Here is a 14,394-nt window from a genome sequence, read left to right as displayed (position 1 = left end):
TTTGCATCGTGAAACCAAAGCCCTGCTTGCACTCCCCTCGCCGCGCCGATACCAAAAGCGGACAGAGCATTGCAGGGAGGCCGCCCGATGAAGGAAGTGCTGAAGGAACTCGAGCGTCGGCGCGAGATCGCCAGGCTTGGCGGCGGCCAGGCCCGCATCGACGCCCAGCACGCCAAGGGCAAGCTGACCGCGCGCGAGCGCATCGAGATCTTCCTCGACGAAGGTTCGTTCGAGGAGTTCGACATGTATGTCGAGCACCGCTCGACCGATTTCGGCATGGAGAAATCGAAGGTGGCCGGCGACGGCGTCGTCACCGGCTGGGGCACGGTCAACGGCCGCCCGGTCTATCTCTTCGCCAAGGATTTCACCGTGTTCGGCGGCTCGCTGTCGGAAGCCCATGCCGAGAAGGTGATGAAGGTACAGGATATGGCGCTGCGCAACCGCGCGCCGATCATCGGCCTCTACGACGCCGGCGGCGCCCGCATCCAGGAAGGCGTGGCCGCTCTCGGCGGTTATGCCGAAATCTTCCAGCGCAACGTCTTGGCCTCCGGCGTCATCCCGCAGATTTCGCTGATCATGGGCCCCTGCGCCGGCGGCGACGTCTATTCGCCGGCAATGACCGACTTCATCTTCATGGTGCGCGACACCTCCTACATGTTCGTCACCGGACCGGACGTGGTGAAGACGGTGACCAACGAGACGGTGACGGCCGAACAGCTCGGCGGCGCCTCCGTGCACACGACGAAATCGTCGATCGCCGACGGCGCCTATGACAATGACGTCGAGGCGCTGCTGCAGATGCGGCGGCTGGTTGACCTCTTGCCGGCCTCCAACACCGCCGAGATCCCCGAGATCGAATGCTACCAGTCGGTGACCGACCACGACATGTCGCTCGACCGCCTGATTCCCGACAACGCCAACAAGCCCTACGACATCAAGGAACTGATCCTGAAGACGGTGGACGAAGGCGACTTCTTCGAAATCCAGGCCTCCTTCGCCAAGAACATCGTCACCGGCCTCGGCCGCGTCGAGGGCCGCACGGTGGGTTTCATCGCCAACCAGCCGATGGTGCTGGCCGGCGTTCTGGATTCGGACGCAAGCCGCAAGGCGGCGCGTTTCGTGCGCTTCTGCGACTGTTTCAACATCCCCCTCGTCACCTTCGTTGACGTACCGGGTTTCCTGCCGGGCACCGCGCAGGAATATGGCGGACTGATCAAGCATGGCGCCAAGCTTCTGTTCGCCTATGCCGAGGCGACCGTGCCGAAGGTGACCGTGATCACCCGCAAGGCCTTTGGCGGCGCCTATGACGTCATGGCCTCGAAACATCTGCGCGGCGACATGAACTACGCCTGGCCGACGGCGCAGATCGCGGTGATGGGCGCCAAGGGCGCGGTTGAGATCATCTACCGCAAGGATATCGGCGACGCCGACAAGATCGCCGCCCACACCAAGCGCTACGAGGATCGTTTCCTGTCGCCTTTCGTGGCGGCGGAGCGCGGTTATGTCGACGAGGTGATCATGCCGCATTCGACGCGCCGGCGTGTGGCGCGCGCGCTCAGGATGCTGCGCAACAAGGACCTCCAGAACCCCTGGAAGAAGCACGACAACATTCCGCTCTAGGCGGCGCGGCCTAAGCCGCCCATTGCGCGATGTATTTGGCCGTGTCCTGGTTCATCAGGTAGCCGTAAAGGTCGTGCGGGTTGGACACGAGCCGCCCCTTGGCGGCGTCGCGGTAATACCAGCAATTGTAGATCTTCTTGTCTGTGATCGAACGGCAATACTTCTTCGAACGCATGGTCGAGAACGCCGAACGCATGCTTTCGGCATGGGCGATATAGTCGTCCTCGGCATGTACGTTGACCCAGTCGAGGAACTGGTCGCGCGGATATTTCTCGTCGTCCAGCACCACACCGTCGAGCAGGTTGCGCTGCACGCCGACCTCGCCCAGCGGACAGCCGATGGTGAGCCACAGGTTCACCTTCCGGCCGGCGTCGCGCATATGCGCGTATTCGGACCGGAACGAATATTTCCAGAAGACATCATAGGCGACCATGCAGCCGAGGCTGTGGGTGACCAGGCAGATGTCGTCGCCCGCCGCCAGTGCCGGCTCCAGAACCTGCTGCAGCCGGGCGCGGATCTCGGAGCCGACACGCTGCGAGGTCAGATAGGCGGTGAGGTCCGACTTGACCGTTTCCACCACCAGCGTGTTGAGCAGGCCGAAGGTGAGAAGGCTGCCGAACAGGCTGGCGGCATCCGCCGCCTCGTCGAGCAGCCGCCAGTCATCGGCGATATCCAGCACATGCCGATAGGCGGCCAGGTTGAAGCTGCGCAGCGCGTCGGTCATGGCGTAGGCCGCTTCCAGCTCGGCGGCAGGAAAGCACGGCCTGAAAGCGTAACCGGCATCGTTCTGCGCGGTCAGCAGCGCCGCCGTCTTGGCGCTGTAGGAAGCTTCGATGCGGTTGTTGATGTCACCGTAATAGGCGCTGGAGAAACGAACAGCGCCACTCGCCACGCCTTGGGCGATGTCGGCGCGCCCTGCCCGCTGCAAGCCTCTGACGATCGCCCGCTTCGACAGCGAGGCGAGCTCCGAACCCGCCGGCTTGATGTCCCTGCCATGAACGACGATGAGGTGCTTCATGCCGCGTCCCCCGCTGCATCAGCGATAATACCACAAAGGAGCACAGCGATCCCGGCTCTTGTTGGCTAAGCCCGAAGGCCTGGCCGCACCCGGATCAGGCTGCCCTTACCAGCTCATTGTATTCATCGAGGTCGACATAAAAGACGCGCGTGATCTCGGTAATGATCTCGTCCTCGTCATAGCCCTGCGATTTCAGAATATTGATGGCGGTCAGAATGTCGGCGCGGTTGACCAGGCGCCGTTTCTGGTAGTCCTCGAAGAAAGTCTCCACCGGCCCGTCCCCTTGCCCGATGCGCTTAGCAACGCTCAGATCGCGGAAGGAAGCCTACGCTTCATCGCTTGCGTGGAACTTGCCAGCGCCGGCGACGTCTTCCTCGATCTGCCCCCAAATCAAGTGTGACGCGGAAAAACGGCCGACTCACCAAGGCCATGCAAAGCATAACATGGATCGGTAAGGCCAAGAGCCGTATTAGAGGTCGGCTATATATGATTGCAGCGCTCCACATTACGCAAGCGCCTTCCCGTTCCAATGTTGCGGCTCTGTCGAAAAAATGCTGCATGCTTGGCAACGCAACCGGATCCAGCCGATGAAGCGCCGCCTCCTGATCCCGCTTTCGCTCGCCGCAGCACTTGTTGCCGGCAGTGCACGCGCCGGTATCGCCGACGGCACCCTGCCCGACGGCGGCTATCGCTGCGAGGTCTACCTGCTTGGCGCCTTCCTCTATCTCGGTGACATCACCATCAAGGGACGCGTCTATAGCGGCCCGACCTACGGACCGGCCATGCAGGGGTACAATTACGAGATGGACAAGAACGGCGAGATCACCTGGCTTGGGCCGCTCGGCGGCTTCTCGACTGGCGGCAACAAGGTCTCCCTCACCCAGGCCACCGAGGACGGGCCGAAGAATATCTTCTTCGACATCATCATGCGCCAGCCCGACGGCGCGGCGAGCGCCGCGACCTGCACGCTGCGCTAGGTCGAAAACTCAGCTTTCCAGCACGTCCTTGACGACGGTTGCCAATTGCTTGAGCGAGAACGGCTTCGGCAGGAAGCCGAATTGGGCATCGGCCGGCAGGTTCTTGGCGAAAGCGTCCTCGGCATAACCCGAGACGAAGACGAACTTGATGTTGGGCTGGCGCTTGCGCAGTTCGCCGAGCAGGGTCGGCCCGTCCATCTCCGGCATCACCACGTCCGACACGACGATGTCGATCTTGCCCTTGAGTTCGTCGAAAATCTCCAGCGCCTCGACGCCTGACGTCGCCTCGTGCACGGTATAGCCGCGCGACTTCAGCGCCCTGACCCCACCCATGCGCACCGCGTCCTCGTCCTCGACGAGCAGGACTATGGCAGAGCCGGACAGGTCCTTGGCGTCGCCATTCCTGGCGGCATCGGCGGTCTTTGCGGGTGCTGCGGCAGCGGTCTCGCCACCGACCGCCTCTCCGGCGATCTGCGACTTCGCCTCGGCTGGCTGCTTCGGCGCCTCCGCGACATGGCGCGGCAGGAAGATGCGGAAGGTCGTGCCCTTGCCGACTTCCGAATCGCAGAAGATGAAACCGCCGGTCTGCTTGATGATGCCGTAGACCATCGACAGACCGAGGCCGGTGCCCTTGCCCACTTCCTTGGTGGTGAAGAACGGCTCGAAGATCTTCTTCAGCACATCCGGCGCAATGCCCGAACCGGTATCCTCGACCTCGACCGCGACGTAGTCGGCCGCGGGCAATTCGCGATAGCCGTAGGTGGCGCATTCATCAGTGGTGACATTCTTGGTGCGCACGGTGAGATCGCCGCCCGACGGCATCGCGTCGCGCGCGTTGACAGCCAGATTGACCACCACCTGCTCGAACTGGCCGATGTCGACCCTGACCGGCCACAGATCGCGGCCATGATCGACCTTGAGCTTGATGGTATTGCCGACCAGCCGGGCGAGCAGCATGCGTAGGTCCGCCAGCACGTCGGTGAGGTTAAGCACCTCGGGCCGCAGCGTCTGCTTGCGCGAGAAAGCCAGCAGCTGGCGCACCAGGGAGGCGGCACGGTTGGCGTTCTGCTTGATGTTCATGATGTCCGGGAAGGACGGGTCCGACGGCCGGTGATTGGCGAGCAGAAGGTCGGAAGCCATGATGATGGCGGTGAGCACGTTGTTGAAGTCGTGCGCGATGCCGCCGGCGAGCTGGCCGACCGCCTGCATCTTCTGGCTCTGCGCCATCTGGCCTTCGAGCGCCTTCTGCTCGGTGGTCTCCACCGCATAGACGATGGCCGCTTCCTCGGCGCCTTCGCCGTCGGTGCCGTCGGCAACCGCGTTGACGTAGAAGCGCACATGCCGCTCCTCATTGTCGGGCAGCACGGTGTCGATGGGCGCGATCTCAGCCTGCCGCTGGCGCGCGCTTTCGAGCGCTGCGGCAAAAGCCGGGCGGTCGCGCTCGTGGATGACGGTGTCGAGCCGTACCTTGCGGTCGAGCGAGTCGCGATCGACGGCTGGGGAAAACAGCGACAGGAACGGCGCGTTGGTGCGCAGGATGCGGCCGGCATGATCGACGCCGGCGATCGCCATCGGCGTCGAGTTGAAGAAGCGGGTGAAGCGGATTTCCGAGGCGCGCAGATCGGCCGAGGCGTCCTCGCCTTGCGTACGGTTCAACACGATGGTGCGACTGGGCCCGCTCAAGCCTTCGCGGCTGGCCGAAACCCGGTGCATGAAACGCACCGGCAGCGCCTTGCCGGCCATGGTGGTGAGATCGAGGTCGATGACGGCATTGCGCGTCGTGCCTGGATCAGCGCGCACCGAGCGGATCAGCGCCATGCCGTCGCCGGCAACGATGTCGGAAAGCGCCACGGCACCCGGCGAGAAGGATGTCAGATCGATGCCCAGCCATTCGGCAAGCGTCGCGTTGACATAGGTGACGCGACCTTCCGGGTCAGCGGCGAAGAACCCGGCCGGCGCATGGTCGAGATGATCGATCGCTTGCTGCAGGTCGAGGAAGAAACGCTCCTGTTCGGCGCGCTCGGCCGAAATGTCGGCGAGCTGCCAGGCCGACAGGGGCTGGCGCAGGCCCGGCACCGAGAAAGTGCGCGCCCTGGTGCGGTACCAGTGCGCGCCGGGTTCGGCGCCCGGCCGGATCGAATGGGTGAGCCTGAATTCGCCATCGCCGGCCTGGCCGTCGCGCAAACCAGCCGCCAGCCGGTAAATCGTGCCGGTCGCCTCCGGAATGTCGGAAAGCAGCCCCTCCACCGTCTTGACGTCGGCGGCAGCGGTTGCGCCGGTCATCGCGGCATAGGCACGGTTGGCGTAGACCACGCGGTCCTTGGCGTCGGTTACCAGCAGGCCCTGCGACATGGAATCCACATAGGCCTTGGACAGTTCGTCGCTGGTCGAGCGCGGCGCGATCTGGACGAAGCCGATCGCCGTGGCGAACAGGAAGCCGACGCCGATCATCGCCAGCACGCCGAGCATGCCGAGCAGGAAGGGATCGCCGAAACGCTCGCGGAAAAGGCCGAAGACGATCGCGGCGCCGGCCAGCACCACCATGAAGACGATCAGCCGGGTTACGGCACCCGGCCGCGTGCCCTGGTCGACGATCGGCATGGGATAGAACTCGCCGCCCGTTTCCTTGGCCATATGCCCCCTGCTCACCAATTCTAGAGCCTGTTATGGACTTGCGATGAGACTGCGCTGCAGCCGACGGCGCCCGACTCGCCCGGTTGAATCATATTCTCCCTGCCCGGAAAAGACCCCGCTGGCAAATGTAAGTCAAAAACAGCACCATCGACGGCCGTATGGAATGATGTTCTGTGGCGTCCTGTTCACAATGCATGAAACGCGCCTTGCGACGGCCGGACGGCACAATTAGTGTCGCCGCACGTACGGGGCCGGATAGTTGTGGGGATGTCGATGCTGGGTTGGCTGGAAAGCATTGCGGGGCCGAATTACGCGCCCGCCATCCTGTGGACCCTCGCCGCGCTGGTGTTCCTCGTGGTCATCCTGCTCATCGTCAAGCTGATCCGCAGCCTGACCTTCGGCACCTATGTGGCCGGCGGCCGCAACCGCAAGACCCGCCTGGCGGTGATGGACGCCACCGCCGTGGACAGCCACCGCCGCCTGGTGCTGGTGCGCCGCGACGACATCGAACATCTGATCCTGATCGGCGGACCGACCGACGTGGTGGTCGAGCGCGATATCCGCATGGTTCCCTCGCGCCGCCCGGTGCTGACCGGAGACGGCCAGCCGCAGGCGGCAGCTCCGGCGCCTGCCAGGCAACAGCAGCGCCCGGCCCAGCCGGCACCCGCGCCCCAGCCCGTGCGGCAGGAGCCGCCACGCCAGCAGGCGAACCATGTGTCGCATCGCGAACCGGTGGCGCCAGCGGCAGCGCCGCGTGTCCAGCCGCAGCCGGCAGCGCAGCCCGCCCCACGGGCCGAGCCTGTACGAGCGGAAACCGCCCTGCGAACGCCGCCGCCACCCGTCACCGACGATCTTCTCGACGACGCGCTGATGCAGGAACTGGAAGTGTCGCTGGAGGAAGACGCCCTGCCGCCGGCCAAAAGCGGCGCCAAGGCTTCGCCGTCGCTCGACGACGAAATGGCCAAGCTGCTGGGCGAGCTTTCCAACCACAAGCGCTGAAATCGCCACCCCGGGAGAGCGGTTCCTGAAGCGAATGACTGCCCGGGCGCGCCGGGCGGAACCGCACAAGCAGGTTTCAGGGCGCTCTTAACAGCGACCGCAAAAGAAAATGGCCGGCAAGCCGGCCATCCTCACAAAGACTGTCATACGGCCAAAGCCGGCCTCAATCGTCGCGATAGACCTTTTCGCGGCGCTCGTGGCGTTCCTGCGCCTCGATCGACAAAGTCGCGATCGGGCGTGCGTCGAGGCGCTTCAGCGAGATCGGCTCACCCGTCTCCTCGCAATAGCCATAGGTACCCTCGTCGATACGCTGCAGGGCGGAATCGATCTTGGAGATCAGTTTGCGCTGACGGTCGCGCGCCCTGAGCTCGATCGCCCGGTCTGTCTCCGACGATGCACGGTCGGCCAGATCGGGATGATTTGCATTTTCCTGCTGCAGGATTTCGAGAGTTTCGCGCGCCTCGCGCAGAATATCATTCTTCCAGGTAATCAGCTTTTGCCGAAAGTATGATTTTTGCCGTTCGTTCATGAACGGCTCGTCTTCGGAGGGTATGTAATCGGAAGCTATAATTGCGCTCATTCGACTCACCCGACTGCCCTAAATTTGGCGCCTATATATTCGCGAGGCAATGGCTGTACAAGCGCAAACAGTCGACATGTTGCGCATTTGTTAATACAGGTCCCGCCGCGGTTCGCCCGCGCCCCCGATCAACCCCAGGTCGTGCCGCTTGTGGCATATTTGCCAATGCCTGCAACGTTGCGCCGAAACGATCCGCTGGCTAATCCTGTAACGGAGAACCGGCGACCGGCGCCGGCAGGACGGGGGTGTTGGTGGCGAAACTCTATCTTCTCAGGCATGCCAAGGCTGGATGGGCCCTGCCCGGTACGCGCGACTTCGACCGCGCGCTCGACCCTTCCGGAATTGCCGATGCCGAGGCGATCGGTACCGCCATGCGCGCCAACGGCTATGTTCCCGACCTCACTTTGTGTTCCGGCGCGCTGCGAGCGCGCGAGACGCTCGGCGGCATCGCCAGCCATACCGACACCGGCCGCGTGCTCTATTTCGACAAGCTCTACAGCGAGGACGCCGCCGGTTATTTGCAGATCATCCGCGACAATGGCGGCTATGGTTCGCTGCTCGTCATCGGCCACAATCCGATGATGGAGGACCTGGCCATGGCGGTGTCGGGCGATGGTGATCCGTCCGCCCATGAAACGCTGGAGCACGGCTTCCCGACCTCGGGGCTTGCCGTCATCCGTTTCGACGACGGCCTTGCCAATGCCGCTCCCGGGAAAGGTTATCTGGAGGCGTTCCTCATTCCCGCGACGGTGTGATCGCCTCGACGCCATTTTGCGCCGCGCCATTTTAATGACGCCGCGAACGACCTATATCGGGGTGCCCGCGCTTGCGGGAGATCAGGACCGGCAAAGCGCGAGAGGACCGGATTGGCGTCATCGCTGACAACCTTTTCCGACGAGGCCCGCATTGCGCTGGACACGGTCGCAGGCCGTGCCACCAGCCTTTTCACCCCCTCGCTCAGGCTCGGCGTCACCGGCCTGTCGCGCGCCGGCAAGACGGTGTTTATCTCCGCGCTGGTGCACAATCTGGTGCATGGCGGCCGCCTGCCACTGTTCGAGGCGCAAAAGTCCGGCCGCATCGCCCGCGCCTTTCTCGAACAGCAGCCCGACGACGCGGTGCCCCGCTTCCAGTACGAGGACCATATCGCGGCACTCGTCGATCAACGCATCTGGCCGGATTCGACCCGCGCCATCTCGGAACTGCGCCTCACCATCGAATATGAATCAGCTTCCGGCTGGAACCGCATGTTCTCGGCCGGCAAGCTGTCAGTGGACATTGTCGACTATCCCGGCGAATGGCTGCTCGATCTGCCATTGCTCGGCAAATCCTACGCGGATTTCTCCAACGAGGCCTTCGAACTGGCCGCCCTGCCGGTGCGGGCCGACCTCGCCCGGGAATGGCGAACGCTGTCGGCCGATGCAAGCGCCGATGCCGACGCCGACGAACTGACGGCGCGCCGGCTGGCCGAGAGCTTCGCTGCCTATCTGAAAGCCTGCAAGCTGGATGAAAGGGCACTGTCGACGCTGCCGCCCGGCCGTTTCCTGATGCCCGGCGATCTCGACGGTTCGCCGGCGCTGACTTTCGCGCCACTGCCGGGGCTTGGTGCCACGCGCGCCCGGCCGGGCTCTCTGCATGCGATGATGGAGCGGCGCTACGAGGCCTACAAGACCCATGTGGTGAAGCCGTTCTTCCGCGAGCACATCGCCCGGCTCGACCGCCAGATCGTTCTGATCGACGCCATGCAGGCGCTGAACGCAGGTCCCGCTGCGATGGCCGACCTCGAACGCGCCGTCACCGAGATCCTCGCCTGCTTCCGGCCGGGGCGCGGCTCCTTCCTCACCGACTGGTTCTCGCGCCGCATCGACCGAATCCTCATCGCCGCCACCAAGGCCGACCATCTGCATCACGAAAGCCACGACCGGCTGCAGGCGATCGTGCGCCGGCTGGCCGACCGCGCCATCGCCAAAGCAAGCTTCACCGGCGCGGCGGTCGATGTAGTGGCCATGGCGGCGGTGCGCGCCACCCGCGAAGGCACCGTCAAGCAGGGTGGCGAGACGCTACCGGTCATCATCGGCACGCCGCTGGCGGGCGAGCGCATCGGCGACCAGACTTTTGATGGAAACACCGAAACAGCCATATTTCCCGGCGACTTGCCGAAAAGCGTTGATGCCGTGTTCGAGGATCATCGCGCCGCCGACCTGGACGAGGTCGATCCAGCCGTCCGCTTCGTGCGCTTCCGCCCGCCCAAGCTCGAACGCACCGCCGAAGGCGTGACGCTGTCGCTGCCGCATATCCGCCTCGACCGTGCCCTGCAGTTCCTGATCGGAGATCGTCTGGCATGACCACGTCCCGCAAGCCGGCGGCGTTCCGCATCGAGCCCGAACCGGCAACGAAACCCAACGAGCCGGCAAGACCGGTCGAGACGGCGCGCAAGCCGCGCGCGCTGAAGGCCGACGTCGCGGTCGTCGTTCCCGACGCCATCGATGTCTTCGACGAGCCGGATTTCACCGCCGCCGAACCGCCACCCGCGCCGGCACCGCGCAAACGCTCCTTGCTTGCCAATGTGTTCTTCGGCGCCGTCGGCATTCTGATATCGCTGGCCATTGGCCTGTGGACCGACCGGCTGATCCGCGACTTGTTCACCCGCGCCGACTGGCTGGGCTGGCTGGCCACCGGTGTCGCGGCGGTCGCCTTGTTTGCTCTCATCGTCATCCTTGGTCGCGAATTCCTGGCGATCGCGCGGCTGGCCAAGGTCGAGAAGCTGCAGACGAAGGCGCTCGACGCGATCGCCCGCGACGATCCCAACGCCGCCCGTGCCGTGGTGGACGAGCTTTCCGCCTTCGTCGCCGCGCGCCCGCAGACCGCCGCCGGGCGTCGCGCACTGGCCGAATTGCGCGGCGAGATCATCGACGGCGGTAATCTGGTTAGGCTGGCCGAAACCGAAATCCTGACCCCGCTCGACAGCCAGGCCAAGGCGCTGATCCTCGACGCCGCCAAGCGCGTGTCGCTGGTGACGGCGGTGAGCCCGCGCGCTTTGGTCGACATTGCCTATGTCGTCTTCGAGGCCGGCCGGCTGATCCGTCGCCTGTCGGAACTCTATGGCGGCCGACCCGGCACGCTGGGTTTCTTCCGCCTGGCCCGCAGCGTGCTGGCGCATCTGGCGGTCACCGGCTCGATCGCCGTCGGCGACAGTTTCGTCCAGCAGATCGTCGGCCATGGCCTGGCGGCGCGACTGTCGGCCAAATTAGGCGAAGGCGTGGTCAACGGCATGATGACGGCGCGAATCGGCATCGCCGCGATGGAAACGGTTCGCCCGCTGCCCTTCACCGCGGTCAGGCGCCCCGGCATGGGCGATTTCCTCGCCGCGCTCACCTCCTTCGCCAGCGGCAAGGACGGCAAGAACGACGCGAAATCATAGGTTCGGAACCGCCCGAAGGCTGCTCGGGTCACGAAGCATTAACCAATCTTCTTCATGGTTGCCCCACGTTCCAACACAGCGTTCTCGTTGCCGGGTGTCATTCATGAAAAGCGTGATTTCGTCTGCCGCCATGCCGCTAGCGCTTGCGGCTGCCGTTTCGGTAGCGGCAGGAACGACGGCCTTCGGCGCCGATCGCGACAAGCAGTTCTTCCAGACGGTCGAAGGACAATGGGTGGGCCCGGGCGAGATCGTCGCCGGCAAATACAAGGGCACCAAGTTCACCTGCAATTTCACCGGCTCCACGCCGAGCGGCAAGGTTGGCATGACGCTGGACGGCGATTGCCGCGTCGGCGTCTTCTCGCAGAAGATGGCGGCCACCGTCGAACGCAAGGGCCGCGACGGCTACAAGGGCTCCTTCATGGGCGGCTCGTCCGGCACCGGGATGGACATCATCTCCGGTAACGTCGTCGACGACCGCAAGGTGGTTTTCGCCATCAATCGCAATCAGTTGCGCGGCGTCATGCAAGCGCGCGTGCCCGACCAGAATTCGATGATCGTCACCGTTTCGGTCAAGGTCGACGAGCAGATGGTGCCGGTGATCGGCATGAACCTGAAGCGCGTCGACGATGTCGCCGTCGGCTCCATCGCCCGCAATTGAGGTAAGCCACGGACTTCAAAAGCAAACGGCGGCCAGGGGCCGCCGTTTTTCATTCCGGATGTCCGCGAGGCATGAGCCTTGCGGCGCGGGCGATCAGCCCTTCTTCACTTCGGCGATGATCTCGTCATAGGCCTTGCAGGCATCGGCCTGGTTGGTCGAACCGGCATATTTGGTGGCGATTCCCTGAACCTTGGCGGCCCATTCGGTCGCCTTGGCCGGGTTCTTGGTCACGGCTTCCTGCACGGCGGTGGTCAGTTCCTGGGTTTTCTTGGTGATCGCTTCCTGGTTGCATTCGGGCGCCTTCGAGCACGCCGAAAGACCGAGCGCCGCCATGCCGATGACGGTCAGCACAATTTTCTTCATAACAAAAAACCTCTCCAAAATGGCGGCGATCCCAACCGCCGTAAGTTTCAAGCCCCAGCAACCGTGCATAGCGCGCGATTGTGTCACGCTGCAACTCACCAACATACAGCCCTTGGAAATATTGGATTTACCGGCCGTGGCCCGGCCATCGGCGCAGGTCGAAACATGCTGATTCGGGCTGTTCGCTGCCGGCCTAAGCCCTTATCGTGACAAACGGCGCCCCCTACCGCGAACGACTTGGCGAAAGGTTGAAACACGCAATGGCTGTGGAAGCTTCGAACAGCGACTTGGTGAACGTCGTCGCCCTGCTCGGTGCCGGCGTCATCGCGGTGCCGATCTTCAAGCGGGTGGGCCTCGGCTCCATTCTCGGCTATCTCGCTGCCGGCCTCGTCATCGGCCCGTTCGGCCTGCGCATCTTTTCCGACCCCGCCGCGATCCTGCATGTGGCGGAACTCGGCGTCGTCATGTTCCTTTTCATCATCGGCCTTGAAATGCAGCCCTCGCGGCTGTGGGGCCTGCGCCGCGACATCTTCGGCCTCGGCGCCCTGCAGGTGGGGCTCTGCATGCTTCTGCTGACGGCGGCCGGACTGGCCGGCGGCTTTCCGGTCGCGCAGGCCTTTGTCGCCGGCGCCGGCTTCGTACTGACCTCGACCGCCATCGTCATGCAACTGCTGGAAGAAGAAGGCGAGATCGCCACGCCGAAAGGCCAGCGCATGGTCTCGATCCTGCTCCTGGAAGACCTGGCGATCGTACCGCTTTTGGTGCTGGTCGCCTTCCTGGCGCCCGGCGGCGCCGGCACCACGCTGCAGCAGCGCTTCATCGAGATCGGCATTGGCGTCGGTGCCATTGTCGGCCTGGTGCTGGCCGGCCGCTATCTGCTCAATCCGTTTTTCAGGCTGCTGGCCGACGCCAGAGCCCGCGAAGTGATGACGGCCGCGGCTTTGCTGGTGGTGCTGGGCTCGGCGCTCGTCATGCAGATGAGCGGACTGTCGATGGCGATGGGCGCCTTCCTGGCGGGCGTGCTTCTGTCGGAATCGACCTTCCGCCATCAGCTCGAGGCCGATATCGAGCCGTTCCGCGGTGTGCTCCTCGGCCTGTTCTTCCTTGCCGTTGGCATGTCGCTCAACCTCGGCGTGGTGGTCGAGAACTGGCAGCTCGTCGCTGTCTATGTTGTCGCCTATATGGTCGCCAAGGCGGCCGGCATCTATGTCGTTGCCCGGCTGCTGAAGGCGCCGCACCGCGAGGCGCTGGAGCGGGCGGTGGTGATGGCGCAGGGTGGCGAATTCGCCTTCGTGCTCTATGCCGCCGCCAGCCAGGCCGGCATCATCGATGGCCGCGCCAATGCGGTGCTGACCGCCATCATCATCATCTCGATGGCGCTGACGCCGCTGATGATCATTGCGCTGCGTTACTTCTACCCGCAGCACGACGAGCCTTCGCTTGACGGCATCGACGTGGCCGACAGCCTTTCCGGCTCGGTGCTGATCATCGGTTTTGGCCGCTTCGGCCAGATCGCCAGCCAGCCGCTGATCCTGCGCGGCGTCGACGTTTCGATCATCGACAACGATGTCGAGATGATCCAGGCGGCCGCCAATTTCGGCTTCAAGGTCTACTACGGCGACGGCGCCAGGCTGGACATCCTGCATGCCGCCGGCGCCGGACGCGCGCGCGCCGTGCTGATCTGCGTCGACAAGCCGGAGATCGCCGTGCGCATCGCCGAACTGGTCAAGGCCGAATTCCCGCTGGTGACGCTGTTCGCCCGCGCCTTCGATCGCGGCACGACGCTGCAGCTGATCCGCGCCGGCGTCGATTACCAGCTGCGCGAAACCTTCGAATCGGCCCTCGTCTTCGGCGGTTCGACGCTGGAAGCGCTCGGCGTCGACCCGGACGAGGTCGCTGAACTGATCGAGGATGTGCGCCGGCGCGATGCCGCCCGGCTCGACCTGCAGCTGGCCGGCGACATCCGCGATGGCCGCAACTTCCTGAAGGGCAACATCGCAACACCGGTGCCCGCGCCGGTGACGACGCCACGCCGCCCGGCGCAGCCACTCAGCGAAGAAACCGCGACGGTGCTGAAGGACGCGGCATCCGCGGCGCAATCCTGAACAATCCACGTCAACATTCGGG

At 64.4% G+C, this 14,394-nt stretch carries 13 protein-coding genes; 8 read left to right on the top strand and 5 right to left on the bottom strand.

All coding sequences use genetic code 11. The features are described from left to right. Positions 1 to 87 precede the first annotated feature (87 nt). Complete coding sequence (locus FZF13_RS22560; protein WP_024922237.1) at positions 88 to 1,620, top strand: acyl-CoA carboxylase subunit beta; 1,533 nt, start codon at positions 88 to 90, stop codon at positions 1,618 to 1,620. A 10-nt stretch (positions 1,621 to 1,630) separates the two neighbouring features. Here FZF13_RS22560 and FZF13_RS22555 read toward each other — a convergent pair whose 3' ends face one another. Both FZF13_RS22555 and FZF13_RS29040 read right to left on the bottom strand, forming a co-directional pair. After that, complete coding sequence (locus FZF13_RS22555; protein ID WP_024922236.1) at positions 1,631 to 2,638, bottom strand: hypothetical protein; 1,008 nt, start codon at positions 2,636 to 2,638, stop codon at positions 1,631 to 1,633. Between the two features lie 94 nt (positions 2,639 to 2,732). Next, positions 2,733 to 2,909, bottom strand: a complete 177-nt coding sequence (locus FZF13_RS29040) for a hypothetical protein (RefSeq protein ID WP_162835308.1) — start codon at positions 2,907 to 2,909, stop codon at positions 2,733 to 2,735. A 316-nt stretch (positions 2,910 to 3,225) separates the two neighbouring features. Here FZF13_RS29040 and FZF13_RS22550 point away from each other — a divergent pair, with 316 nt between their 5' ends. After that, a complete protein-coding gene (locus tag FZF13_RS22550; protein WP_024922235.1) occupies positions 3,226 to 3,615 on the top strand; it encodes a hypothetical protein in 390 nt (129 codons plus the stop codon). A gap of 9 nt (positions 3,616 to 3,624) precedes the next feature. On the opposite strand, the gene cckA is transcribed toward FZF13_RS22550, so the two are convergent. Next, entirely contained in the window at positions 3,625 to 6,249 is a 2,625-nt protein-coding gene (gene cckA, locus FZF13_RS22545; RefSeq protein WP_024922234.1) for a cell cycle histidine kinase CckA, read from the bottom strand. 273 nt (positions 6,250 to 6,522) lie between these two features. Here cckA and FZF13_RS22540 point away from each other — a divergent pair, with 273 nt between their 5' ends. Beyond that, a complete protein-coding gene (locus tag FZF13_RS22540) occupies positions 6,523 to 7,248 on the top strand; it encodes a flagellar biosynthetic protein FliO (protein WP_036254749.1) in 726 nt (241 codons plus the stop codon). A gap of 163 nt (positions 7,249 to 7,411) precedes the next feature. On the opposite strand, the gene dksA is transcribed toward FZF13_RS22540, so the two are convergent. Beyond that, entirely contained in the window at positions 7,412 to 7,828 is a 417-nt protein-coding gene (gene dksA / locus FZF13_RS22535; protein WP_024922232.1) for an RNA polymerase-binding protein DksA, read from the bottom strand. A gap of 251 nt (positions 7,829 to 8,079) precedes the next feature. On the opposite strand from dksA, the gene FZF13_RS22530 reads away from it, so the two are divergent. The 4 genes from FZF13_RS22530 (at position 8,080) to FZF13_RS22515 (ending at position 11,904) form a co-directional block, all read left to right on the top strand. Further along, entirely contained in the window at positions 8,080 to 8,583 is a 504-nt protein-coding gene (locus FZF13_RS22530; RefSeq protein ID WP_024922231.1) for a SixA phosphatase family protein, read from the top strand. A 111-nt stretch (positions 8,584 to 8,694) separates the two neighbouring features. After that, on the top strand, positions 8,695 to 10,170 hold the full coding sequence (locus FZF13_RS22525; protein ID WP_024922230.1) for a YcjX family GTP-binding protein: 1,476 nt from the start codon (positions 8,695 to 8,697) through the stop codon (positions 10,168 to 10,170). Then, positions 10,167 to 11,246: a YcjF family protein gene (locus tag FZF13_RS22520; RefSeq protein WP_024922229.1), complete on the top strand. Its 1,080-nt coding sequence runs from the start codon at positions 10,167 to 10,169 to the stop codon at positions 11,244 to 11,246. Before FZF13_RS22525 ends, FZF13_RS22520 begins: the two co-directional genes overlap by 4 nt. A 103-nt stretch (positions 11,247 to 11,349) precedes the next feature. Next, entirely contained in the window at positions 11,350 to 11,904 is a 555-nt protein-coding gene (locus FZF13_RS22515) for a hypothetical protein (protein WP_024922228.1), read from the top strand. 93 nt (positions 11,905 to 11,997) lie between these two features. On the opposite strand, the gene FZF13_RS22510 is transcribed toward FZF13_RS22515, so the two are convergent. Beyond that, the gene (locus FZF13_RS22510; protein ID WP_024922227.1) at positions 11,998 to 12,267 is read right to left on the bottom strand and encodes a hypothetical protein; all 270 of its coding nucleotides are present in this window, start codon (positions 12,265 to 12,267) and stop codon (positions 11,998 to 12,000) included. 260 nt (positions 12,268 to 12,527) lie between these two features. Here FZF13_RS22510 and FZF13_RS22505 point away from each other — a divergent pair, with 260 nt between their 5' ends. Further along, on the top strand, positions 12,528 to 14,372 hold the full coding sequence (locus FZF13_RS22505; RefSeq protein WP_024922226.1) for a monovalent cation:proton antiporter-2 (CPA2) family protein: 1,845 nt from the start codon (positions 12,528 to 12,530) through the stop codon (positions 14,370 to 14,372). Positions 14,373 to 14,394 lie beyond the last annotated feature (22 nt).

This window comes from Mesorhizobium terrae (genome assembly GCF_008727715.1).
GTDB classification, from domain to species: domain Bacteria; phylum Pseudomonadota; class Alphaproteobacteria; order Rhizobiales; family Rhizobiaceae; genus Mesorhizobium; species Mesorhizobium terrae.
This window is presented reverse-complemented; position numbering and strand designations above follow the sequence as displayed.